22 protein-coding genes and 1 riboswitch are annotated in these 24302 nt (G+C 67.1%); of the genes, 11 read left to right on the top strand and 11 right to left on the bottom strand.

Annotation, left to right across the window (positions count from 1 at the left end):
• Positions 1–34 precede the first annotated feature (34 nt).
• Positions 35–862: a methylenetetrahydrofolate reductase [NAD(P)H] gene (gene metF, locus H9654_RS15235; RefSeq protein ID WP_101098607.1), complete on the bottom strand. Its 828-nt coding sequence runs from the start codon at positions 860–862 to the stop codon at positions 35–37.
• Between the two features lie 181 nt (positions 863–1043).
• On the opposite strand from metF, the gene H9654_RS15230 reads away from it, so the two are divergent.
• From H9654_RS15230 to H9654_RS15210, 5 genes are all read left to right on the top strand, one after another.
• Entirely contained in the window at positions 1044–1967 is a 924-nt protein-coding gene (locus H9654_RS15230) for an alpha/beta fold hydrolase (RefSeq protein WP_191771639.1), read from the top strand.
• A gap of 57 nt (positions 1968–2024) precedes the next feature.
• Complete coding sequence (locus tag H9654_RS15225) at positions 2025–3065, top strand: sensor histidine kinase (protein WP_191771637.1); 1041 nt, start codon at positions 2025–2027, stop codon at positions 3063–3065.
• A complete protein-coding gene (locus H9654_RS15220) occupies positions 3062–3793 on the top strand; it encodes a LytR/AlgR family response regulator transcription factor (protein ID WP_191771636.1) in 732 nt (243 codons plus the stop codon). The genes H9654_RS15225 and H9654_RS15220 overlap by 4 nt, the downstream gene beginning before the upstream one ends.
• A 97-nt stretch (positions 3794–3890) precedes the next feature.
• Entirely contained in the window at positions 3891–4112 is a 222-nt protein-coding gene (locus tag H9654_RS15215) for a hypothetical protein (RefSeq protein WP_191771634.1), read from the top strand.
• A 63-nt stretch (positions 4113–4175) separates the two neighbouring features.
• A complete protein-coding gene (locus H9654_RS15210; protein WP_191771632.1) occupies positions 4176–4733 on the top strand; it encodes a DUF3228 family protein in 558 nt (185 codons plus the stop codon).
• Positions 4734–4802: 69 nt separating this feature from the next.
• Here the strand turns inward: H9654_RS15210 and ybaK are convergent, their stop codons facing one another.
• Both ybaK and ahcY read right to left on the bottom strand, forming a co-directional pair.
• Positions 4803–5270 (bottom strand): Cys-tRNA(Pro) deacylase, encoded by a 468-nt coding sequence (gene ybaK, locus H9654_RS15205; RefSeq protein ID WP_191771630.1) that lies wholly within the window; start codon positions 5268–5270, stop codon positions 4803–4805.
• A 156-nt stretch (positions 5271–5426) separates the two neighbouring features.
• Positions 5427–6872 (bottom strand): adenosylhomocysteinase, encoded by a 1446-nt coding sequence (gene ahcY / locus H9654_RS15200; protein WP_191771628.1) that lies wholly within the window; start codon positions 6870–6872, stop codon positions 5427–5429.
• Positions 6873–6907: 35 nt separating this feature from the next.
• Positions 6908–6982, bottom strand: a riboswitch (S-adenosyl-L-homocysteine riboswitch).
• 108 nt (positions 6983–7090) lie between these two features.
• On the opposite strand from ahcY, the gene H9654_RS15195 reads away from it, so the two are divergent.
• On the top strand, positions 7091–9586 hold the full coding sequence (locus H9654_RS15195) for a S9 family peptidase (protein ID WP_191771626.1): 2496 nt from the start codon (positions 7091–7093) through the stop codon (positions 9584–9586).
• A 137-nt stretch (positions 9587–9723) separates the two neighbouring features.
• Positions 9724–12435: a phosphoenolpyruvate carboxylase gene (gene ppc, locus H9654_RS15190; protein ID WP_191771624.1), complete on the top strand. Its 2712-nt coding sequence runs from the start codon at positions 9724–9726 to the stop codon at positions 12433–12435.
• Between the two features lie 101 nt (positions 12436–12536).
• Here the strand turns inward: ppc and H9654_RS15185 are convergent, their stop codons facing one another.
• The gene (locus H9654_RS15185) at positions 12537–13043 is read right to left on the bottom strand and encodes an acyl-CoA thioesterase (protein ID WP_191771622.1); all 507 of its coding nucleotides are present in this window, start codon (positions 13041–13043) and stop codon (positions 12537–12539) included.
• A gap of 166 nt (positions 13044–13209) precedes the next feature.
• Positions 13210–14421 carry a methionine adenosyltransferase gene (metK, locus tag H9654_RS15180; protein WP_042615327.1) on the bottom strand — a complete coding sequence of 404 codons (1212 nt, stop codon included), beginning with the start codon at positions 14419–14421 and terminating at the stop codon, positions 13210–13212.
• A 223-nt stretch (positions 14422–14644) separates the two neighbouring features.
• On the opposite strand from metK, the gene H9654_RS15175 reads away from it, so the two are divergent.
• Positions 14645–15679 carry a metal-dependent hydrolase gene (locus tag H9654_RS15175; RefSeq protein ID WP_191771620.1) on the top strand — a complete coding sequence of 345 codons (1035 nt, stop codon included), beginning with the start codon at positions 14645–14647 and terminating at the stop codon, positions 15677–15679.
• Positions 15680–15872: 193 nt separating this feature from the next.
• Here H9654_RS15175 and H9654_RS15170 read toward each other — a convergent pair whose 3' ends face one another.
• The 4 genes from H9654_RS15170 to H9654_RS15155 form a co-directional block, all read right to left on the bottom strand.
• Positions 15873–16700 (bottom strand): methyltransferase domain-containing protein, encoded by an 828-nt coding sequence (locus tag H9654_RS15170; protein ID WP_101098596.1) that lies wholly within the window; start codon positions 16698–16700, stop codon positions 15873–15875.
• A 44-nt stretch (positions 16701–16744) separates the two neighbouring features.
• Positions 16745–17740 (bottom strand): tRNA dihydrouridine synthase DusB, encoded by a 996-nt coding sequence (gene dusB / locus H9654_RS15165; RefSeq protein WP_191771688.1) that lies wholly within the window; start codon positions 17738–17740, stop codon positions 16745–16747.
• Positions 17741–17991: 251 nt separating this feature from the next.
• Complete coding sequence (locus H9654_RS15160) at positions 17992–18954, bottom strand: ribokinase (protein WP_191771619.1); 963 nt, start codon at positions 18952–18954, stop codon at positions 17992–17994.
• Between the two features lie 42 nt (positions 18955–18996).
• Positions 18997–20295 (bottom strand): NupC/NupG family nucleoside CNT transporter, encoded by a 1299-nt coding sequence (locus tag H9654_RS15155; protein WP_101098598.1) that lies wholly within the window; start codon positions 20293–20295, stop codon positions 18997–18999.
• 191 nt (positions 20296–20486) lie between these two features.
• Here H9654_RS15155 and H9654_RS15150 point away from each other — a divergent pair, with 191 nt between their 5' ends.
• The 3 genes from H9654_RS15150 to H9654_RS15140 all read left to right on the top strand — a co-directional run bounded on the left by H9654_RS15150 (position 20487) and on the right by H9654_RS15140 (position 22579).
• The gene (locus H9654_RS15150; RefSeq protein ID WP_191771617.1) at positions 20487–21458 is read left to right on the top strand and encodes a potassium channel beta subunit family protein; all 972 of its coding nucleotides are present in this window, start codon (positions 20487–20489) and stop codon (positions 21456–21458) included.
• A 194-nt stretch (positions 21459–21652) separates the two neighbouring features.
• Positions 21653–21847, top strand: a complete 195-nt coding sequence (hemP, locus tag H9654_RS15145; RefSeq protein ID WP_057507839.1) for a hemin uptake protein HemP — start codon at positions 21653–21655, stop codon at positions 21845–21847.
• 177 nt (positions 21848–22024) lie between these two features.
• Entirely contained in the window at positions 22025–22579 is a 555-nt protein-coding gene (locus tag H9654_RS15140; protein ID WP_191771615.1) for a Hemin transport protein, read from the top strand.
• An 11-nt stretch (positions 22580–22590) separates the two neighbouring features.
• Here the strand turns inward: H9654_RS15140 and H9654_RS15135 are convergent, their stop codons facing one another.
• A complete protein-coding gene (locus H9654_RS15135; RefSeq protein WP_057507846.1) occupies positions 22591–22929 on the bottom strand; it encodes a DMT family protein in 339 nt (112 codons plus the stop codon).
• A 64-nt stretch (positions 22930–22993) separates the two neighbouring features.
• On the bottom strand, positions 22994–24136 hold the full coding sequence (locus tag H9654_RS15130) for an alginate lyase family protein (RefSeq protein ID WP_191771613.1): 1143 nt from the start codon (positions 24134–24136) through the stop codon (positions 22994–22996).
• Between the last annotated feature and the right edge of the window lie 166 nt (positions 24137–24302).

Below are 24302 nucleotides of genomic sequence, written 5' to 3'. Positions count from 1 at the left end.
AGCGCCCGGCGCCCGCCCAGGCGATGAAAACGCGTCAGCCGTGCAGCAGTTTCAGCACCGACGTCGTCGGCTTGGCCAGGTTCAACGTGTAGAAATGCAGGCCGGGTGCGCCGCCTTCCACCAGTCGCTGGCACAACTGCGCGACTACCTCGGCGCCGAAGGCACGGATCGATTCACTGTCATCGCCATAGGCCTGCATCTTGCGCCCGATCCAGCGCGGGATTTCCGCGCCGCACTGCTCGGAAAAACGGCGCAGCTGGCTGAAGTTGGAGATCGGCATGATGCCCGGCACGATCGGCACGCTGACGCCGAGCGCGCGGACCGCATCGACGAAATGGAAGTACGCATCGGCGTTGTAGAAATACTGGGTAATCGCTGCATCGGCCCCGGCATCCACCTTGGCCTTGAAATGCTTCAGGTCGGCCAGCGCGTCGCTGGCCTGCGGGTGGGTTTCCGGATACGCGCCAACTTCGATGCGGAACGCGTTGCCGTGCTCGGCACGGATGAAATCGATCAGCTCGGCGGCGTAGCGCAGGTCACCGGGGTGGCCCATGCCCGAAGGCAGGTCACCGCGCAGGGCGACGATGCGGCTGCAGCCGATGGCGCGGTACAGCTTGAGCAGCTCGCGGATTTCCTGGCGGCTGCCGCCGACGCAGGAAAGATGCGGGGCAGCCTCGAACCGGTGGTGCTGCTTGAGGTGGCGCACCGTTTCGGAGGTATAGCTGAGCGTGGAGCCGCCGGCGCCGAACGTGCATGACACGTACTCGGGCCTGAAGCTGCGCAGCTTGGCGGCGGTGCGGTCCAGCTGGCTGCGCTGCTCATCGGTCTTGGGCGGGTAGAACTCGAAGCTGAGAGAGGTCATGGCGATGGCGGCGGCGGGCTCGCTGTAAGTATATCGCTTCATCGCGATGGATATGCAACCCGTTCGGCCGTCCTGTTTGTCGGCCGCTTGCCGTACACCTTTGACCGTTGGTCATTCTTTATGCCGCGCGGCGCCCTGCCACGGCACGCTGTGCTTCCCTGCAACGACTGGAGTTCGACAGATGAAGCGCTCTCTCTCCCGGAACCGCGCCGGACGCGTCATGCTGGCCGTGAGCGGACTGCTGGCCCTGCTGGCCTGCATCGGCACCAGCCAGGCGGCCACTATCGGAAAGCCCGGCCACCTGCAGGTGGAAGTAGTCGGCAGCGGCCGCCCGGTGCTGATGATTCCCGGCCTCAACAGTGGCGCAGAAGTCTGGCGCGCGACCTGCGCGGCCTTGCAGCCGCAGGTGCAGTGTCACCTGGTGCAGCTGCCCGGTTTCGCCGGCGCAGCCGCAGCCGACCCGCTACCGGCGGATTTCCTGCCGGCCATGCGTGACGAACTGCTGGCCTACGCCAAAGCGCAGAAGCTGCAGCAGCCGGCCGTCATCGGCCACAGCCTGGGAGGCGTGCTGGCGTTGCAGATGGCGATCGCCGCGCCCGACGCGATGGGGCCGCTGGTCATCGTCGATTCGCTGCCGTTCTATGCGGCCATCCAGAATCCGCAGACCACCGCAGCAAGCGTCAAGCCGATGGCCGACCAGATGCGGGCGGGCATGTTGGCCGCCGAACCGGCCGCTTACCAGGCCCAGGCCGAGGCGGCATTGAGGGGCATGCTGCATGATCAGGGCCACATGCCGGTGCTGGTGCGCTGGGCCCGCGAAAGCGACCGTGCCACCACGGCGGCGGCGATGCATTCGATGCTGGTGAACGACCTGCGCGATGCGGTGGCGGGCATCCGCTCGCCGACCCTGGTGCTGGGTAGCTGGGCGGCGTATCGGCCGATGGGGGCCACTGAAGCGTCCACCCGTGGCATCTTCGCGGCACAGTACGCCAAGCTGCCGGGCGTGCGTATCGAGATGAGCGCGGAAGGTTTCCACTTCCTGATGTGGGATGATCCGCAGTGGCTGTACGGGCAGATCCGCAGCTTCCTGAAGACCACGGACTGACGAGGCGCCTTGATGCGTGGCGCCAGCCCGCCACGCATGACCCGCCCAGGCAAGCCCATGCACGAACCGAATTCCCCGCTGCGCTTCTGGTTGCTCAACACCATCGCCTGGGCCGCCTACGCGCTGCTCAACGTCTTCCTGATGGCCCAGTTTGGCGGCGCCAGCAGTGGCGGCATGCTGATAGGGGTGACGCTGGCGGGGGCGCTGTGGGCGATCAGCAGCGTGCTCCGCTGGCGTGCGCTCACTGCGCACTGGTGGGACGATCCCGCGCCGTTGCTGCTGTCCAGGCTGGCCGCCAGCGTTGTGGTCGGCGCGCTGCTCGCGCAGGCGTTGATTGCCGCCGTGCTGCTGCCTTCACTGCGCAACGGATGGGTGCGACTGCCCACGGGCACCGCCGACTACAGTTTCGCATCGGCGCTCGGATACTGGCTCAACACCGTCATCGTGCTGGCCTTGTGGACGGGTATATGGGCCGGGTTGCACAGCTTGCGGCGTGCACGCCTGGCCCAGCTGGCGCAGTTGCGCGCCGAAGCCGCGCACAGCGCACTGGAGCGTGATGCCCTGCGCGCCCGACTCAATCCGCATTTTGTTTTCAACGCCCTGAACAACCTGCGCGCGTTGATCCACGAAGACCCGGAACGCGCACGGGAAATGGTGACCCGATTGTCGCGCACCCTGCGCCACGCGCTGGAACACGGCGGCGCCAGCCGGGTGACACTGGATGAGGAGCTGGCCGTGGTCGATGACTATCTCGCCATCGAAGCGGTTCACTACGAACAGCGCCTGCGCGTGGTCAAGGACATAAGCGCGGACGGCGGCGCGCTGTTGCCGGCCATGGCGCTGCAGCTGCTGGTGGAAAACGCGATCAAGCATGGCATCGCGTTGACCCCGTCCGGTGGCGAACTGCGCATCGCAGCACGGCAGCAGGACGGGGCGCTGCATATCAGCGTGGAGAATCCGCTGGGCGTCGCCGCCGATACCGCCGGCCATGGCGTTGGCCTTGCCTACCTGCGCGCCCAACTGGACGGCACCCGCGGCCGCTTTGAACTGCGGTGCGAAGGTGACCGCATGCGGGCCGTCCTGGAGGTGCCGCAATGACCGCGCCGTTGCGGGTACTGATTGTGGATGACGCGCGCCTGGCACGGCAGGAACTGCGCACTTTGCTGTCTGGGTTGCCGTGGGTGAGCTGTGTCGGCGAGGCCGATGACGTACCGGCCGCGCGCGAGGCCATCGCCCGCCTGCGTCCAGAGGTGGTACTGCTGGATGTGCAGATGCCTTCCGGCAGCGGCTTCGATGTACTCGATGGGCTGGAAGGGGTGCCGCTGGTGGTGTTCGTCACCGCCTACGATGCCTACGCGGTACAGGCCTTCCAGGCCAACGCACTGGATTATCTGGTCAAGCCGGTGGAAGCGCCGCGCCTGCAGCAGGCACTGCAACGCGCGCTGGAGCGGCGCGCACCCGACGAGGGCGGGGTGGGCGAACGTGTGCTGCTCGGCCCGCAGGACCAGGTGTTCCTGCGCGATGGTGAACGCTGCTGGTTCGTGGCAGTGGCCGAGATCAGCCGCATCGTGGTGGACGGCAACTACGCGCGCCTGTGGTTCCGCGACCAGAACGCCCTGCTGGCGCGCAGTCTGAGCGCGCTGGAGGCGCGGCTGCCTGCGGCGCTGTTCTTCCGCGCCAACCGCAACACGCTGGTCAACCTGCGGATGGTGCGGGCAGTGGAGCCGACCATCGCCGACGGCTACGAGCTGATCCTGGCCGACGGGGGGCGTGCGGAAGTCTCACGCCGTCAGGCCCGCGAACTGCGCGAGCGGATGGCGCTTTGAAGCGGTCTTGCCGGTGCCGATTGCAGGTTTCCTGATGGACCCGGAGGGGCGGGCTACCCAGGATGTCCGGCCGGTGACGTAGAAGCACCGGCCGGTATTGGAGTCCTTCGAAAGCGGCGGTGATGCGCCGATCTTGGCCGAAGCCCTGCTCACCCTCATCGATGGCGCCGACCTGCGGCGCGTTGCCCGGGTCTGCGGGCTGCCGTGCGAGGTGCTGCACCGCCAGTTGGCGGGCAGGCGCACGCTGGCCTTGGCCACCGTGGTGGGCACGCTGCGTGCGCTGAGGGTGGAGATGCGGGTGCGGGTGGTCATGAGGTAACCACAGAGTGCCCGGCCGCGATGCGCCCTGTACCCTTGGGGGAAACTTCCTGCCGTGCCTGCCATGTCCATCGTCCTGACCGAATTCGCTCGTCCCCGCCTGTTTCCGCGCACGCCGCGCGCCAACACCATCCAGGATTGTTCGGCCGAACAGTTCGTGCAGCACCTCAACACGCACGCGCCGTTCAAGGTACTGGATGGCTATGCGCCGTTCTGCAAGCTGTATGTGTACGAGAACTGGACCAGCACCCGCTGCCTGACCGTGCCGATCACCGCGGCCAACCAGCACCAGCTGTGCAGCGGATACGAAGCGCGCAACCGAGACGAACTGCCGGTGCTGGTGCGCTGGTTCGAGGGCGTGGAATCGCCGGTGGCCAACTACCTGGTGGTGATCCTGTACAGCGCCGAGCAGCTGGAGAAGGAGGGGACGCACATCACCGCCGATTGGGGCATCGTCGGCTGCATCTACACCGCCGAACCCGAAGAAGTGCCGATGGCACCGATCACCATGATGCGCAACGCGCTGGGCGTGGAGGAGGGCGGCTCCGGCGTGCCCCTGGACCGCGAGGCCTACGCGCGCGCGGTGGCGTTCTGGCAAGCCAACGCCAACTGGCGGGAATAGCGGAACGACGGGTCAGGAAACGGGGTCAGATTCCTTTTGCTGCGCAAAAGGAATCTGACCCCTTTCGCGCTATCGCCGGATCGTGGCGAACAGCGCACCGGTCAACCGCGCCAGCTCGGCCGGCGCCAGCTCCACCTCCAATCCACGCCGGCCCGCACTGACATGCAGCGTCGGCAGCGCCTGCGCGCTGGCATCGATGAAGGTGCGCAGCCGCTTCTTCTGCCCCAGCGGGCTGATGCCACCGACCAGATAGCCGGTCGCGCGCTGCGCCGCATCCACCGGCGCCATCGCGCATCTGCGGCAGCCGGCTGCATCGGCCAGCGCCTTCAGGTCCAGCTGCGCGGCCACCGGCACGATGGCCACCAGCAGCTCATGGGTTTCGGTGCTTGCGACCAGGGTCTTGAACACCTGTTCCGGCTCCAGCCCGAGCTTCTGCACGGCTTCGCCGCCGTAGGAATCGGCATGCGCGTCGTGCACATAGTGGCGCACGGTATGGGCGATGTTTTCGCGCTTGAGCAGGTTGATGGCCGGCGTCATGCCGGCATCGTAGCGCGCTGTTGAAGGGCGTGGCTTGATCCGGGCCAGGGACTCGACAAACCGGCATTGCCGGCCAGCACCCGGTACCACCGGGCATCAAACAAGAACGGGCGCCCGAAGGCGCCCGTCCAGACGATCTGCGATGTTACCTGCGGATCAGTAGCGGTAATGCTCCGGCTTGAACGGACCTTCCACCGGCACGCCGATGTAATCAGCCTGTTCCTGGCTCAGGGTGGTCAGCTTGACGCCGATCTTTTCCAGGTGCAGGCGAGCGACTTCCTCGTCCAGCTTCTTCGGCAGCAGGTAGACCTTCTTCTCGTAGCTGTCCTTGTTCGCCCACAGGTCGATCTGCGCCAGGGTCTGGTTGGCGAACGAGTTGGACATCACAAAGCTCGGGTGGCCGGTGGCGCAGCCCAGGTTCACCAGGCGGCCGTCGGCCAGCAGGAAGATCGCATTGCCGTTGTCGAACACGTACTTGTCGACCTGCGGCTTGATGTTGATCTTCTGCACGCCGGCCAACGCGTTGAGCGCATCGACCTGGATCTCGTTGTCGAAGTGGCCGATGTTGCAGACGATGGCCTGGTCCTTCATCTTGCTCAGGTGTTCGATGCGGATGATGTCCTTGTTGCCGGTGGTGGTGACGTAGATGTCGCCACGGCCCAGGGTGGATTCGATGGTGTTGACCTCGAAGCCTTCCATCGCCGCCTGCAGGGCGCAGATCGGATCGATCTCGGTGACCACCACGCGCGCGCCGTAGGCACGCAGCGATGCGGCGCAGCCCTTGCCGACGTCACCGTAGCCGCAGACCACGGCGACCTTGCCGGCCAGCATCACGTCCATTGCGCGCTTCAGGCCATCGGCCAGCGATTCGCGGCAGCCGTACAGGTTGTCGAACTTGCTCTTGGTGACCGAGTCGTTGACGTTGATCGCCGGGATCAGCAGGGTGCCGGCCTGGGCCAGCTGGTACAGGCGGTGCACGCCGGTGGTGGTCTCTTCGGAAACGCCCTTCCAGTCCTTGACCACGCGGCCCCAGTAACCCGGACGCTCGCTGGCCACGCGCTTGAGCAGGTTCTTGATGACCTGCTCTTCGTGCGAAGCCGCCGGCTCGTCGACCCAGGTGCTGCCGTTTTCCAGCTCGTAGCCCTTGTGGATCAGCAGGGTGACGTCGCCGCCGTCATCGACCACCAGCTCCGGACCAGTCAGGGTGCCGTCGGCCAGGGTGAAGGTCAGCGCGTCCAGCGTGCAGTCCCAGTATTCTTCCAGCGTCTCGCCTTTCCAGGCGAACACCGGCGTGCCGGAGGCGGCGATCGCCGCGGCGGCATGATCCTGGGTGGAGAAGATGTTGCACGAGGCCCAGCGCACGTCGGCGCCGATGTCCTTCAGCGTTTCGATCAGCACCGCGGTCTGGATGGTCATGTGCAGCGAGCCGGTCACGCGCACGCCCTTCAGCGGCAGGGTGGCGGCGTGCTTGCGGCGGATCGACATCAGGCCCGGCATCTCGTGCTCGGCGATGTCCAGTTCCTTGCGGCCCCAGTCGGCCAGCGAGATATCGGCGATCTTGTAATCACCTTCGGTGGAGAAGGTCTTGGCAACAGCGTTCATTCATTGCTCCGGTTGTGGACGAGCGGATGCTCGTATCTAGCCGGGCGCCGTTTCACATTGCCACCCTCCGAGCCTGGCCGGGTTGTCCGGTCGCAGCGCCCCTCGGCAGGGGAAGGCGGCCATTATATCGCGGCCCGGGGGGGCCCCAACCATCGGCAGGGGGTGAACAGCGCGGCGGCTGTTAAGGTCGGGTATTCAACCGCATCAAAAGGATGGCCATGAGCAAGCGCGCGCGCCGCATGGGGCGTTGGAACGGAGTGGTGCTGTCGATGGCCCTGCTGGCGATGACGCCGGCCGTGTGGGCCGCCGCGCCGACCGCTGCGGCCGCCACCGGCGCCACGGGCTATGAGCTGCCTTCGGCCGCGCTGCAGGCGGTGGTGGACCAGCCACGCGCGCCGGGCCTGTTCCTGTCCCCGCAGCGCGATCTGGCCGCGATGCTGCAGATGCCGCCGTTGCCGTCCATCGAGGTGGTCGCGCAGCCGGAGCTGAAGCTGGCCGGCCGCCGGATCAACCCGCGCACGTTCTCCGACAGCCGTTTCAGCTACGGCGCCAAGCTGTGGCTGATGGGCATCGCCGATGGCAGGGAACGGCAGATCACCGGCCTGCCCCCGGCGCTGTCGGTGGCCAGCCTGGCCTGGTCGCCGGACCAGAAATGGCTGGCCTTCAACCAGGTGGATCCGGCCAGCGGTGCCAACGAGTTGTGGCTGGTGGACGTTGCCAGCGCCAGCGCGCGCCGGCTGCGCGGTGAGCTGAATACCGTGCTCGGTGATGGCTACCAGTGGTTGCCCGACAGCCGCGGCCTGCTGGTGATGAGCCGCCTTGGCGACGCCGGCAGCCCGCCGTCGCGCGACGTAGCGCCAACCGGCCCGGCCGTCCAGCAGACCAGCGAAGGCAGCGGCGTGGTGTCCATCCGCACCTACCAGGACCTGCTGAAGAACGAGGCTGACGCGCGCCTGTTCGATTACTACGCCAACAGCCAGCCCACCGAAATCGGCCTGGACGGCCAGGCCCGCGCGGTCGGCACGGCCGGCGTGTACCTCGGCCTGAGTCTGTCACCGGACGGTGGCTACCTGCTCAGCCAGCGCGTGCATCGGCCGTATTCGTACGTGGTGCCGGTGAGCAGTTTCCCGCGCCGCATCGAAGTGCTCGACCGCGCCGGCAAGCTGGTGCATACGGTGGCCACGCGGCCGCTGGTGGAAGGCCTGCCGACCGGCAACGATGCCGAAGTGACCGGCGTGCGTGACATCAGCTGGCGTGCCGATGCACCGGCCACCCTGGTGTGGGCCGAAGCCCAGGACGGCGGAGACCCGAACCGGCAGGCCAGCATCCGCGACGCGGTGCTGATGCAGGCCGCGCCGTTCGACAAGCCGCCGGTGACCCTGGCCCAGCTTGGCAGCCGCTATGCCGGCATCACCTGGGCACGCGGCGACCTGGCCCTGCTCAACGAGTCGTGGTGGAAGACCCGCCGCACCAAGACCTGGCTGATTGCCCCGGATGAGGCGGCGATCGATCCGAAGCTGCTGTTCGACCGCGATGCGCAGGACCGTTACAGCGATCCGGGCAAGCCGGGCACGCTGCGCGACGACAACGGTCGCGCACTGCTGCAGACCAGTGCCGACGGCAACAGCATCTACTTCTATGGCGCCGGTGCATCGCCGGAAGGCGACCGTCCGTTCCTGGACCGCTACGAGCTGGCGACCGGCAAGACCACGCGGCTGTTCCATTCGCAGGCGCCCACCTATTCGGTGCCGATCGCCTTGTTGGGCGCGGATGCTTCCTCGCTGCTGTTCACCCGCGAAAGCCCGGAGCAGCCGGCCAACTACTTCGTGCAGCCGCTCGGCGATGCGGCGGTTGCACCGCGCGCGCTCACCGCGTTTGCCCATCCGCTGCCGCACCTGCGTGGCATCAGCAAGGAGCAGATCCGCTACAAGCGCAAGGATGGCGTGGACCTGACCGCGACCCTGCTGCTGCCGCCGGGCTACGACCCCAAGCGCGATGGACCGCGCCCGCTGCTGATGTGGGCCTACCCGGGCGAGTACAAGAGCGCGGCGGCGGCCAGCCAGGTCACCGGCTCGCCGTACCTGTTCAATGCGGTCAGCTACTGGGGCCCGCAGGCGTTCCTGGCCAAGGGCTACGCCGTGCTGGCCAGCCCGACCATGCCGATCATCGGCGAGGGCGACAAGGAGCCCAACGACACCTACCTGGAACAGCTGGTGTCCAACGCACAGGCAGCGGTGGATGAAGTGGTGCGCCGTGGCGTCACCGATCGCGACCACATCGCCATCGGCGGGCACTCCTACGGGGCGTTCATGACCGCCAACCTGCTGGCGCACAGCCGCCTGTTCAAGGCCGGCATCGCGCGCAGCGGCGCTTACAACCGCACGCTGACGCCGTTTGGTTTCCAGGCCGAAGAGCGCAACTACTGGCAGGCGCAGGACACCTATCTGAAGATGTCGCCGTTCAACTACGCAGCCAACATCAAGGATCCGATCCTGTTCATCCATGGCGTGGACGACAACAATTCCGGTACCTTCCCGATGCAGAGCGAGCGCATGTTCGCAGCAGTGAAAGGCCTGGGCGGGACGTCGCGGCTGGTGATGCTGCCCAATGAATCGCACGCCTACCGCGCACGTGAATCTATCATGACGATGCTGGCCGAGAGCGAACGCTGGCTGGAGCAGACCATCGGCAAGGGCGAACGCATCGGCCGGTAGCGGATAGCGGCAACGGCGTGACGACCAGCGGTCGTCACTACCGGGCATGGCGGTCACTACTGAAACCAACCGTCGGTAGTCAATTGAACTGCGCTAGGCTTGGCGAGGGATCCTTGCTTGAGGTTCGTGCGTCGCCGATGAACGAGTTCCGCAGCAGCATCATGTTCGCCAACCCCGATATTCCCCTGCGTGACGACGTGCGCCGCCTCGGCGCACTGGTCGGCGACCTGCTGGTCGAGCAGGTATCGGAGGCCTTCTTCGACGACGTGGAAAGCGTGCGCACCCGCGCCATCGCACGGCGTGAGAACCAATCGCCCCTGTCCGACCTGGCCGATGGACTGGCCGGCCGCTCGCCGCAGCAGGCCGAAGCGATGGTCCGCGCGTTCAGCACTTACTTCCAGGTGGTCAACATCGCCGAGCGCGTGCACCGCATCCGCCGCCGCCGCGACTACCAGCGCGCCGGCACGCGCACCCCGCAGCCGGATGGCCTGCAGGATGCCCTGCAGCAGCTCAAGGCCCAGGGCGTGACCCTGCAGGAACTGCAGGACTGGTTGCCGCGCATCGACCTCGAGCCGGTGTTCACCGCCCATCCCACCGAGGCGGTACGCCGCGCGCTGCTGGAAAAAGAACAACTGATGGTGGCCAGCCTGGTGGACAACCTGGATGGCCAGCGCACGCCCGGCGAAGCGGCCGCCGACGATGCGCGTTTCCGCATGGCGCTCACCGCCTCCTGGCAGACCACTGATTCCTCGCCGGTGCGTCCCACCGTGGATGATGAGCGTGAGCACGTCGGCTTCTACCTGGTGCAGGTGCTGTACCGGGTGATCCCGGTGCTGTACGAATCGCTGCAGCAGGCGCTGGTGGATACCTTCGGCGAAGGCCTCCCGCTGCCGCGGCTGCTGCGCTTCGGTACGTGGGTGGGCGGGGACATGGACGGCAACCCGAATGTGGACGCCGGCACCATCCGCAGCACGCTGGATGCACAGCGCCGCGCGGTGCTGGCGCAGTACCAGAAGGAACTGCTGCAGCTGGCCAGCCTGCTCAGCCAATCGACCGAACGGGTGGGCGTCAGCGATGCGCTGCAGGCGCGGCTGGCGGACTATCAGCAGCGACTGCCGGACGTGCAGTCGCGCCCGCGCCACGGCGACATGCCGTACCGGCTGTTGAACGACCGCATGCGCGCGCGGCTGCAGGCTACGCTGGACGATGGGCCGGGTGCGTATGCCGGGCCGGATGAACTGATCGACGACCTGCAGCTGATCTTCGACAGCCTGCGCGCCAACCGCGGCGAACACGCCGGTGGCTTTGCGGTGCAGCGCCTGCTGTGGCGGGTGAAGACCTTCGGCTTCCACCTGGCGCGGCTGGACGTGCGCCAGGAATCCAGCGTGCATGCGCGCGCGCTGGCCACCGCGCTGGATGGCGAGGCCGCCTGGGAGGCCCGCGATGCGAAGGCACGCGCGGCCTTGCTGGGACCCTACGCCAGTGGCGAACAGGCACTGCCGCAGGCGGACGAGGAAGGCAACCAGCGGCTGGATGCGGTGTTCGCCGCGCTGGCCGATGCGCGCCGCCGGCACGGCGCCGATGCGCTGGGCAGCTACATCATTTCGATGGCACATGACCGCGGCGACGTGCTGGCGGTGCTGGCATTGGCGCGGCGTGGCGGCCTGGTGGATGAAGACGGCGGCGTGCCGCTGGATATCGCGCCGTTGTTTGAAACCGTCGACGACCTGAAGCACGGCACCGCAACCCTGCGCGACCTGCTGGCCGACCCGGTTTACCGCGCGCACCTGCACGCGCGCAACGACGTGCAGATGGTGATGCTGGGGTACTCGGACAGCAGCAAGGACGGGGGCATCGCCGCCTCGCGCTGGGGACTGCAGCGGGCCCAGGTGGAGCTGCTGGAGGTGGCCGCTGAAAGCGGTATCGCCCTGACCTTCTTCCATGGCCGTGGTGGGTCGATCAGCCGTGGCGGTGGCAAGACCACCCACGCCGTGGATGCATCGCCGCGTGGCAGCATCGACGGTCGCCTGCGGGTCACCGAGCAGGGCGAAGTGATCCACCGCAAGTACGGAATCCGCGCGCTGGCGGTGCGCTCGCTGGAGCAGGCGACCGGTGCGGTGCTGCGTTCCAGCCTGCGTCCGCGCGCGCCTGAGCCGCGCGAGGAAGCATGGCGGCCGGTGATGGACGTGGTGGCCGAAGCGAGCAGCACCGCCTACCGTGCGTTCGTCGGCCAGCCGCGCTTCATGGACTACTTCCGCACTGCCACGCCGATCGATGTGATCGAGCGGATGACGCTGGGCTCACGCCCCTCGCGCCGGCTGGGCCAGGATGCGGCGCTGACCAACCTGCGCGCGATTCCCTGGGTGTTCGCCTGGAGCCAGGCACGTGCGGTGATCCCGGGCTGGTACGGCGTGGGCAGCGGCCTGCAGGCTGCGGTAGATGCCGGACATGAGGACACCCTGCGGCAGATGGCGCGCGACTGGCCGTTCTTCCGGACGTTCCTGGATGACATCGCGATGGTGTTGTCGAAGGGGGACATCACCATCGCCGAACAGTTCTCGCGGCTGTCCGGTGAGCTGCACGGCAGCTTCTTCCCCAAGGTGCAGGACGAATGGGCGCTGACCGAGCGCTGGGTGCTGGAACTGACCGGCCAGCAGTCGTTGCTGGAACACGACCAGCGGCTGGCGCTGTCGATCCGCCTGCGCAACCCCTACGTGGACCCGATCAGCGTGCTGCAGGTGGACCTGCTGCAGCGCTGGCGGGCAAGCGGAGGAGAGGACGAGGACCTGCTGCGCGCGTTGGTGGCGTGCGTCAACGGCGTGTCGCAGGGCGTACAGAACACCGGCTGACGTACGGTAGCGCCGAGCCATGCTCGGCGGAATCTTTCCGGCACGGCCAGGTCTGACACAGGCCGCGCTGCGCGCTCGCCGAGCATGGCTCGGCGCTACCGTCAGGCCTCCGGCGCGGGCGGGTTGGAGGCCAGCAGTTCCCGATGGCGCTGTTCCATTTCCTGCCGCAGCTGGCGCCGCAGCAGGGCGGCGGCGTGCCGGCGCTGCTCGTCGGAAGAGGTGGGCTGCAACGCCGGCACGGGCGTCGGCCGGCCTTCATCGTCCACCGCCACCATGGTGAAGAAGCAGCTGTTGGCGTGGCGCACGCTGCGCTCCAGGATGTCCTCGGCTACCACCTTGACGCCGATCTCCATCGAAGAGGTACCGGTGTAGTTCACCGAGGCAAGGAAGGTGACCAGTTCGCCGACCGCGATCGGCTGGCGGAACATCACCTGGTCCACCGACAGGGTGACCACGTAGCGCCCGGCATAGCGGCTGGCACAGGCGTAGGCCACCTGGTCGAGCAGGCGCAGCACGGCGCCGCCGTGGACCTTGCCGGAGAAATTGGCCATGTCCGGTGTCATCAACACGGTCATGGTGAGCTGGTGGGATTTCAGTTCGGTCGACATGTGGCCATCTTCGCATGGGGCCCCCTGCCGGGTATCGCCGTGTCATGCTCGGCGGCTTGCTGCCGGCAGTCGTGAATCGTGATGCGTTCCGCCGAGCATGGCTCGGCGCTACCCAAAAAGAAGGGCCGCTTGCGCGGCCCTTCGGATGGTACGTGTTGCGTTCCGCTTACTTCAGCTTCGCATCCGCGCGCAGGGCGGCGGCGCGGTCGGTCTTCTCCCAAGAGAAGGCCGTGGCATTGACGGTGTCGCCGTTGCCATCGAGGTAGCTGAAATCCTTCGGCTTGCGGCCGAAGTGGCCGTAGGCCGCGGTCTGCTGATACATCGGATGGATCAGGTCGAGCATCTTGATGATGCCGTACGGGCGCAGGTCGAAGTGCTTGCGGATCAGCTTTTCGATCTGCTCGTCCGGAATCCTGCCGGTGCCGAAGGTGGTGACCGAGATCGAGGTCGGTTCGGCCACGCCGATGGCGTAGGAGACCTGCACTTCGCAACGATCAGCCAGGCCGGCTGCCACGACGTTCTTGGCGACGTAGCGGGCCGCATAGGCCGCCGAACGGTCGACCTTGGACGGATCCTTGCCGGAGAACGCACCGCCACCGTGACGGGCCCAGCCGCCGTAGGTGTCGACGATGATCTTGCGGCCGGTCAGGCCGCAGTCGCCCACCGGGCCACCGATCTCGAACTTGCCGGTCGGGTTGATGTGGAACTTGGTGCCCTTGTGCAGCCACTTGGCCGGCAGCACCGGCTTGATGATCTCTTCGCGGACCGCTTCGATCAGGTCCTTCTGCTTGATGCCCGGGGCATGCTGGGTGGACAGCACGATGGCGTCGATGGCCGATACCTGGCCGTCTTCATAGCGCAGGGTGACCTGGCTCTTGGCGTCCGGGCGCAGCCAGGACAGCGGCGAGTTCTTCTTCTTGCGGATCTTGGCCTGCTGCTCGACCAGGCGGTGCGACAGGTGGATCGCCGCCGGCATGTAGCTGTCGGTCTCGTTGGTGGCGTAGCCGAACATCAGGCCCTGGTCGCCAGCGCCCATTTCTTCGGGCTTCTTACGGTCAACGCCCTGCGCGATGTGCGGGGACTGCTTGCCGATCAGGTTCAGCACGCCGCAGGTGGCGCCGTCGAAGCCGACGTCGGAGCTGTTGTAGCCGATATCCAGGATCACCTGGCGGGTCAGGGCTTCCAGATCGATCCACGCGCTGGTGGTGATCTCGCCGGCCACGATGGCCACGCCGGTCTTGACCATGGTCTCGCAGGCCACGCGGGCGCGCTGGTCCTTGGCCAGGATCGCGTCCAGGACCGCATCGGAAATCTGGTCGGCGATCTTGTCCGGATGGCCTTCGGAGACCGATTCGGAAGTGAACAGGTAGCTGGACATCAGGCGTTATATCCTTTAATTCGGATGGAAAGATGGGCGCGAATGATACACGGCGCGCGTCGCACGTGCATTGTGGACTGCGACAGGTTGCCGGTGGTTAAGGTCGCGTGCCCGGGTGTGAGGGTAGCCGGGAACCATGACCGGACCGTGGTAGCGCCGCGCCACGCGCGGCCAGCGCAGCGGCAACAGACCATCCGCAACGCGCGGCTGCTAGCATCGGTCGATGGACTCCCTTACCCAGATCGTACTCGGTGGCGCCGTAGCCGCCGCTATTGCCCCGTCCGGCCATCGCCGTGCCGCCCTGCTGGCCGGTGCCGCGCTCGGCACGCTGCCCGACCTGGACGCGCTGTGGCTCGGCTTCAGGGCCGCCGACCCGGTGGCGGTGATGACCGAACATCGCAGTTTCAGCCATTCGCTGCTGGTGCTGCCGTGGGTCGCCGCGCTGGTCTGGTGGCTGTTCAAGCGATTCGGCAACGGCCGGGTGGCGCAGTCTCCGCTGCGCTGGTTCTGGGCCATGCAACTGGCGCTGGTGACCCACCCGCTGCTGGACGCAATGACCGTGTACGGCACCCAGCTGTGGTGGCCGCTTCGGCCATCGCCGGTGATGGGCTCGAACATCTTCATCATCGATCCGTTGTACACCGTGTGGTTGCTGCTGGGCTGCGTGCTGGCTTGGTTCGGGCGCAGCCGGCCCTGGGCCGGCAAGGCGCTGGCGGTCGCCCTGGTGGTCAGCAGTGGTTACCTGGGATGGAGCCTGCTGGCCAAGGCGCAGGTGGACCGCGCCGCGCAGCGCAGCCTGGCCGCGATGGGCCTGGGCGATGCGCCACGGTTCTCGGTGCCCATGCCGTTCAACACCCTGCTGTGGCGGGTGGTGGCGATGACCCCCAGCGGCTACGTGGTGGCTGATCGCTCGCTGGTGGCCGACAAGGGAGAGATGCAGTTCGAAGGATTCGCCTCCAACGTGCAGGCGCTGCGCCAGGCTGCGGACATTCCGGCCGTGCAGCGGCTGGAATGGTTCAATCGTGGCTTCATGCGCGCGCAGGTGGTGGATGGACGGCTGGTGCTGAGCGACCTGCGGATGGGGCTGGAACCGGATTACACCTTCAATTTCGCGGTGGCGGCCGAGCACGAAGGGCGGTGGCAGGGCATCGTGCCGGAGCAGTTGCGTGGCGATTACAGCAGCCCCGAAGCGCGCGCCGACATCAGCCGTCGATTGGGGCTGATGTGGGACCGGATCTGGCACGAGCCCGTACGGTAGCGCCGAGCCATGCTCGGCGGGATCTGTCCGGCGTGATGGTGCCTGACGCAGGCCGCGCTGCGCGCTCGCCGAGCACGGCTATGCCGATCGTCCTGACCGGCACCCTGCGGGCCGTCGCAAGCGACGTTGGCAGCGGCTCCTGCCGCCGCCTTCGGCGCTACCAGGGCAGACCGCGTGCGTAGCGGGGCGACGGTCAATACACCGTCGCGCGGGCCTGCACGAAGGAGAAGAAGAACACCGCGTTCGGATCGTTCTGCACCTGGCGGAACTCGCGGCGCATGCCGTCCACCGTCTCTTCGTCCACCGTACCGGCCTGCAGCAGCTGCTCGGCGGCCGACAGCAGCACCTGTTCCCAGAAGGCGATCATCGTCTTCCGACGTGCCGGCTCGCGGTTGTCCAGGTGGATGGTCTTGATGTCGGTCTGCACGTCGCGGAAGCCACCGGCGAGCAGCAGGTTGCCCAGCTTGGCACCGACGAACGGATCGCCGCCGTTGTCATGCTGGAAGTCGTTGAAGGCCATCCAGTAACGCCAGATGTGCGGCGAATACGGGTCCAGCAGGAACGAGGCGTTCATCACTTCGGTGATGTATACCGGCGAGCCGGGTGACAACACGCGGCGCACTTCGCTCAGCACGCGGGCCGGCGAGGGCACGTGTTCCAGCACCCAGCACAGGAAGGCGCCATCGAAGGCGCGCGCGCCGAACGGCAGCTCACCGGCATCGGCGTGCTGCAGCACGTAGCGGTCGCTGCACCATGGCGTTTTCTCCAGGTTGGCGCGTGCGGTGGCCAGCTGGGCTTCGCTCAGGTCCACGCCGGTGACGTGCAGTTCCGGGAAACGGCGCAGCAGGATTTCGGTCTGTGCGCCGACGCCACTGCCCACTTCCAGCAGACGGCGCACGCCGGTGTAATCGATGTGGCCGAAGATGGTCGGCTCCAGCAGGCGGGCCTGGGTCATCAGGCGCTCCTGTTCGGTGCTGGAGAAGCCATGGAGATAGGTGGGCGAAGAAATCGGCGGCGTCATGGGGGCGTATCCGGGTAGCGCCGGGCCAGCGCCCGGCGAAGGGCTCAATCAACGGAAGCTGTTTCTCGCGTGTCCGCGATCAACCGATCGAAGTAGTCCGTGGTCAGCGCGATCTGGCTGGCCGGGTCCTCGGCCCGGTTGACCACGGCGCGGAACGCCGCGTTTTCCGGGCGATCCTTGGCGTACCAGCCCAGGTGCTTGCGCGCGATGCGCACGCCTTGCGGTTCACCGTAGAAGGCATGCAGGGCCTGCAGGTGGCCGAGCAGGATGTCGCGCACTTCGGACAACGACGGCGGCGGCAGCTCCTGGCCGGTGGCCAGGTAGTGCGCCACTTCGCGGAAGATCCACGGCCGCCCCTGCGCAGCGCGGCCGATCATCACCGCATCCACGCCGGTGACGGCGAGCACGTGGGCGGCCTTGCGCGGCGAATCGATGTCGCCATTGGCGATCACCGGGATCCTCAGCGCCGCCTTGATCGCGGCGATGGTCTGGTACTCGGCATGGCCGGTGTAGTGCTGGTCGCGGGTGCGGCCGTGCACGGCCAACGCGGCGATGCCGCTGTCTTCGGCGATGTGGGCGATGCGCGGGCCGTTGCGGTGGTCGCAGTCCCAACCGGTGCGGATCTTCAGCGTCACCGGCACGTCGACGGCGTTGACCACCGCGGTCAGGATGCGGGCGACCAGGTCCTCATCGCGCATCAGCGCCGAGCCGGCCCAGGCGTTGCAGACCTTCTTGGCCGGACAGCCCATGTTGATGTCGATGATCTGCGCGCCGTGGTCGACGTTGTAGCGTGCCGCCTCGGCCAGCTGCTGCGGTTCGGTGCCGGCGATCTGCACGCTGATCGGGTCGGGCTCGCCGTCGTGGTCCATCCGGTGCAGGGACTTGCGGGTGGTCCAGAAGCGCGGATCGGAGATGGTCATCTCCGAGGCTGCCAGCCCTGCGCCCAGACGCTTGCACAGCAGCCGGAACGGCTTGTCGGTGACGCCGGCCATGGGCGCCAGCACGACGTTGGGAACAATGGAATAAGGGCCGATCTGCATGCGGCCATTGTAGTGCGGCAGGGCAGGCCGGGCCGCTGCCGGCAGCCCCCGGTTCAGGCCGATCCGGATGGGGCTCATGCCACACCGGCATCAGCAGATGCTTGACGGTTGCTTCCGCCGCCCCCAGGCGCAGGCCATGGTGGGCGGCTGGCATGCACCCGGCACGACCGGGTGGTAGTGCCGAGCCATGCTCGGCGAGCGCAGCGGCAAGAGCAACAGCGTGACGACCAGCGGTCGTCACTACCGGTGCGTTACGCCGGCTGGTCGTCCGGGGTGAAATGGGGCATCGCTGCGGCGGCGCCTTCCTTTTCGGTGGAACGGCCGGCGAACTGGTTGGCGAAGCGCACGTGGCGCGTGAACGGGGCATCCGGCGAGTGCGCGATGGAGGCCACCAGCGCACCGTTGAAGGCATCACCGGCACCGGTGGTATCGATGGCCTGCACCTGCTCGGCGCCCACGCGGTAGTACGGCTGGCTGTCACCGCGCAGGGTGTCTTCGTCGTGCGACACGAACACGCCCACCGCACCGAGGGTCACCACCACGGTGCCGCTGCCGACCAGCTTGCGGCACAGCGCATGCAGGCTGGCGCCGTCCAGCGCGGCGACATCATTGGGATCGATCCGCTCGCCGACATGGCGGCTGAGCAGCGCGGCGAACTCGGTTTCATTCGGGGTGATGACATCGGCCAGCTTCAGCAGACCGATGCTCGAGGGCGCGTCGGCCGGGGCCGCGTTGAGCACGGTGGTGACGCCGGCTTCGCGCGCTACCGCCAGGGCGGCTTCGATGGTTTCCACCGGCGATTCCAGCTGCACCAGCACCACCTTGGCGCCCGCCAGCAGCGCCTGCTGCTGCTGCACGAAGCCGATGCTCAGCGCGGCATTGGCGCCCGGCCCGATGACGATGGTGTTGCGGCCGCGTGCATCGACATAGATGCCACCGGTGCCGGTCGGTTCGGTGCTCGCCTCGGCGCTCAGGGTGAAGCCATCCTGGGCTGCCAGGCCGCGGGCCATGGCACCACCGGCATCATCGCCCAGCGCGCAGACGAAGGTGGTCTGCGCACCGGCGCGGCGTGCGGCCACGGCCTGGTTGAAGCCCTTGCCGCCCGGGCCGGTGCTGTAGCGCCCGGCGATGGTCGCGCCGGGGGCGGGCAGTGCTTCGCACCGCCACACATGATCGACATTGAAGGAACCGACGACGACGACGTTGCTGCTCATAGGAAAACGGTTCTCAGTGAAGCGCGGTGGTACCCGAGGGTATCAACCAAAGTGGGTCAGGACGCCGGCGATCGTGGCGGTCATGAAAGTGGCAATGGTACCGCCCAGCACGGCGCGCAGGCCAAACCGGGCCAGATCCTGGCGTCGTTCCGGGGCAAGGCCACCGATGCCGCCGATCTGGATCGCGATGGAGCTGAAGTTGGCGAAGCCGCACAGCGCGTAGGTGGCGATCAGGCGGCCTTCTTCGGACAAGGTAACGCCCGGGACCTGGCCGTTGATGATGCGCGACAGTTCGCTGTAGGCGACGAACTCGTTGATCACCACCTTCTGGCCGATCAGCGAGCCGACCGTGCTGGCATCGGCCCACGGGGTGCCGATCACCCAGGCGATCGGGGCCAGCAGGTAGCCGAAGATGGTGGACAGGTTGGTCGGGCGGCCGATCGCCGTGGCCAGGCCGGTCACTTCACCGAGCCAGGTCAGCGGAGCATTCAGCAGCGCGATCAGCGCGATGAAGGCCAGCAGCATCGCACCAATGTTCAGTGCCAGCCTCAGACCATCGGCAGCGCCACCGGCGGCGGCGTCGATGATGTTGCTTGAGGTCTTCTCCACTTCCATCTTCACCGTGCCGCGGGTCAGCGGGGTGCCGGTTTCCGGGATCAGCAGCTTGGCCACCACCAGCGTAGCGGGCGCGGCCATGATGCTGGCGGCCAGCAGGTGCTTGGCATAGAAGGCCTGGGATTCCGGATCGCCGCCGCCGAGCATGCCGACGTAGGCCGCAAGCACGCCACCGGCGATGTGGGCCATGCCGCCGATCATCATGGTCAGCAGCTCGGATTCGGTCATCCGCGAGATGTAGGGGCGCACCGTCAGCGGGGCCTCGGTCTGGCCGATGAACACACTGGCGCAGACGCTGGTGGTTTCCGCACCGGACACGCGCATCACTTTGGTGATCGCCAGCGCCATCACGCGCACGATCGCCTGCATCACGTTGAGGTGGTACAGCACGCCCATCAGCGCGGAGAAGAAGATGATGGTCGGCAGCACCTGGAAGGCGAAGATGAAGCCGTAGCTCTCCACGTTCATCAGCGAGCCGAAGATGAAGCCGGAGCCTTCGTTGACGAAGCTCAGCACCTTCACGAAGCCATGGCCCAGCGCATCGAACACGTCGCGGCCACCCGGTACCAGCAGCACCACGGCGGCAAACGCGATCTGCAGCAGCAGGCCGGTCGCAACCAGCTTCCAGTCCACCGCGCGCTTGTTGTTGGAGAACAGCCAGGTAATGCCGATGAGCACCGCCAGACCAAACAGGCCGAAGCCGATCCTGCCCAAACCTTCGACCATGTTGAATCCCCTGAGGGCACCGCGAAAAACGGGAAGCCTAGAGCAGGGCAGGGGCCGGGGCAAGGAAAAGCGCGCAGCGAGGGGCGATCAGCGCCGATCCGCTCTGTATTGACAAGGGATGCAGGCGACGTGGCGCGGTTAGAATGAACCCCCTTCCGGCCCGATCTGCGGGCCTGCAGCAGGAGTTGTGCATGCTCTACCGCCGCCTTGGAACCTCCGGGTTGAAGCTTTCCGCGCTGTCCTTCGGCGCCTGGGTCACCTTTGGCAGCCAGGTGGCCCGGGACCAGGCGCGCAACCTGGTGGCGGCGGCCTGGGACAACGGCATCAACTTCTTCGACAACGCCGAGGGCTATGCCAACGGTCGCGCCGAGCAGGTGATGGGCGATGTGATCGCCGACCTGCGGCTGCCGCGCGATGGCTTCTGCGTGTCCAGCAAGGTGTTCTTCGGCAGTGCGGTGGACCCGGCACCGACCCAGCGCGGGCTGTCGCGCAAGCACGTGACCGATGCCTGCCATGCGGCGCTGAAGCGGCTGCGGGTGGATTACCTGGACCTGTATTACTGCCATCGCCCCGACGCAGACACGCCGATCGCCGAGACCGTGCATGCGATGGACACCCTGGTCCGGCAGGGCAAAGTGCTTTACTGGGGGACCTCGGAATGGTCGGCCACGCAGATCCAGGAAGCGCTGGATATCGCCCGCCGCCACAACCTGCAGGGCCCGACCATGGAGCAGCCGCAGTACAACCTGCTGCACCGCGACCGGGTGGAACGCGAGTACGCGCCGCTGTACGCCGAGGCCGGGCTGGGCACCACCACCTTCTCGCCGCTGGCATCGGGGCTGCTGACCGGCAAGTACAACGATGGCTTCCCGGCCGGTTCGCGCTTGGGGCTGGATGACATGGCCTGGCTGCAGGACATCGTGCTGGGTGCCGACGGCGCCACGCGCCTGCAACAGGTAAGGCGCTACACCGCACTGGCGGCCGAGCTGGGCGTCGCCCCCGCCACCCTGGCCATCGCCTGGTGCCTGCGCAATCCGAATGTGTCCAGCGTGATCCTGGGCGCCAGCCGGGTGGAGCAGCTGCTGCAGAACCTGCAGGCCCTTGGGCGGGTGGGGACGCTGGAAGACGCTGCCTGGGATCAGGTGGAAGCGGTATTCGCCTGATGGTGGGAGCGCCGAGCCAAGCTCGGCGGGGCTTTCGGGGATGCGTCGAGCCTACCTCGGTGCCACGGTGATAGTTCAGGCCTATTGTAAATCCGGCTTCAATCATCAATCCCATCAATCAATTTGAGAATGGGTGTTGATTGCGAACTGAGAATCGTTATCATTTGAGTCGTCCCTCGCACCGAGTCCAGACGATGAATGCTCAAGCAGTGCTGCTTCGTCCCGAAACCCTGACCCTCCGTGACCGCCCGGTCCGTGCCGTGCCCGCCGAGGAAGTGATCGACAGCGAGGCCCTGCTGAAAGGGCGTCGCGAGATCCTCATCCAGCATGGCGACCGCTTTTACCGGCTGCGCCACACCAGCAACGACAAGTTGATCCTGACCAAGTAAACGGGTCGGCCGCCTCTCTCCGGAGGCAGCGCCGCGCCGTGGCGCGACGCGGTCGACACGGGCGGTCGTCTCTGCTGTCTCTCTCCCCCTCGGTCTTCCAGCCAGCGCCTTCGTTGCGCTGGTGGCGGCCCCGGGGGATCCCTTCCCGCACGGCCAGGTGCACAACACGGTGATCCCATGAGCAGAGCCTTGTCCGCAGTACGCGCGGCCATGCCGCGCGGCATACCGTCATCGCAGTCCGTCAGCCGGCCTGCCGCCCGTCAGCTGGCCGCCCTCGGCACCGTGCTGTGCCTGTACCGGGCCGACAGCAATGAGTTGGCCGGTTGGCAGGATGCGGTTGCCGCCCACGCCTGCCAAGGCCTGGACAGTGAGGGCGTGCGAGAGAGCTTGTGCTTCACCGATGCACGCGGCCGCTGCTGCTGGCGGCTGTACCTTTTGCCCGACAGCGATTTCCTCGCCTGGGACCGTCTTGTGGCTGGGCTGGCGGTACGTTCGGCCGCCGACGACGATGCCAGTGTCGGCGAGCGCCTGTGGCGGCGACTCGCCGGCAGCCTGGGCGGGCAGCGCTGGCGCATGTGCGCGGTGCAGCTGCATGCGGTGGATCAAGGCAGCGGATTGGCCGTGAGCCTCGCGCCGCTGTCATCGCTGGGCTGCGCGACCGCGCGGCGCATCGCGCGGCTGGAAAGCGCCGAAGGCGCCGCAGAATCAGCTCCGCTCGCCCTGCATGCCTGAGACGTGCAGGGTCATTCCTTGAACATCAGCAGGGCGGCCACCACGATCAACGCGAATGCCGCGTAGTGGTTCCACTTCAGCGGCTGGTCGAGGTAGAACGCGGAGAACACCGCGAACACCACCAGGGTGATGACTTCCTGCATGCCCTTCAGCTGCGGTGCCGAATACACCGCACTGCCCAGCCGGTTGCCCGGCACCTGCAGGCAGTACTCGAAGAACGCGATTCCCCAGCTGATCAGGATCACCGTCATCAACGGTGCGCTCTTGAATTTCAGGTGCCCATACCAGGCGAAGGTCATGAAGATGTTGCTGCCCAGGAGCAGCAGCACGGGGTAGAGGTACTGGGCCATGTCGATCACGCCGGTGGAGTCGGCGGATTATGCGCCTGCGGCGTGCGCGACAGGTCAACAGCCTTCATTCGATGAGCGCGGAACCATGCGTCAGGGTTTCCCACAGGAAGTGGAAGTCGCCTTGGCTGGGCCGATGCGCGGCCAGCCATGCAGCGGTGTGTGGAAGTGCCTGTCCCAGGCGGCCCGCGAAATGCGAGTAGCCGATCTCCAGCGTGCCGCGCACATCGGAAACCAGTTTGCCCTTGCACAACCACGCAGGAACAACGGGGCGCGCCAGCATGTCGGTGTGGAACTCCATCGCAGCGACCAGGCGCTCGCCCTGCGCCTGGTACAGGCTGCCACCCTGCAGACGGTTGGTTTCGGCCGCGTTGAGAAAAGCCGCCAGGCCGTACGCTGTATGTTCCAGGTCGCGGCAGGTTTCTTCGGCCAGTCCGGCCGCCATGACGGTCTGGCCGAACCACAGGGTTTCGATGGGGGTGTCGCAGCCGGGACGCGGCAACGGCGTGGAACCGTCCACCGGCAGGTAGACGTAGGTCGGCAGGCGCGTGTGCCAATCGGCCACGGCGCGGTCATGGATATCGCGGCGATCGGTGTAGATGCCCATGTTCATGCGTGCCTCGATGCCGCTGGCATGCCAGTTTCCGCCTGGGCAGGGCCCCATGCGGTCGATGTCCGGCAGATACTGCGCGATCAGCCAGTCGCCGAAGCGTCGGGCATCCGCTTCCGGCCACGCCGTGCTGGTGTGCCGGATGAGTTCGGCCGCACGTGTCCACAGCTGCGCAGTCCAGGACGCCTGCAGCGGCGCGTTGCTGTTGGCGTGGCCGCCGGTCAGCGTGGTGGCCCAGGCGTCCATGATCTCCACGGCCTTGCGTGCATGCGCCTGCTCGCCCAGGTACGCCCACAGCAGCGCATGCGTATACGCGGCCTTGGCGTCGTCGCGTTCGGGCTTGCAGCCGATGCTGGGTTTGTCGAAGGAACCACATTCCACCCGCGCGGACGGGGTAGCGACATGCTCCAGCGACGCCAAGGGGCTCTGGCGCATGGCGGCCATGGCAGAGGTCTTGAGCGGATCTCCCGCCCGCAGCGCGGTCCGCGTTGCCTGCAGCGCGGGCGCGTCGAGCAGGATGCCAGGATGGACGAATGCCTGCCCGTGGGCGAGGGCGGGGGACAACAGGGTGAGTGAGAGCAGCAGCACGGGGGCGCGCATCGGGGCAGTCTCCTTGAAGGAGTCTCCACGCTAATCGCGTCCGATTCCGGGGGTTATCGGCCAAGAACCGGCTTCCGCGTCGGTACACGCCCGGTCCGCAGACGACACGGCCCCGGAATCTGTCCGAGGGGCGGGGGGGGGGGGGGGGGGGGGGGGGGGGGGGGGG

It is taken from the genome of Stenotrophomonas lacuserhaii (assembly GCF_014836545.1).
GTDB lineage: Bacteria > Pseudomonadota > Gammaproteobacteria > Xanthomonadales > Xanthomonadaceae > Stenotrophomonas > Stenotrophomonas lacuserhaii.
Note: the sequence above shows the minus strand (reverse complement) of the source record. Positions and strands in the feature narration are given on the sequence as shown.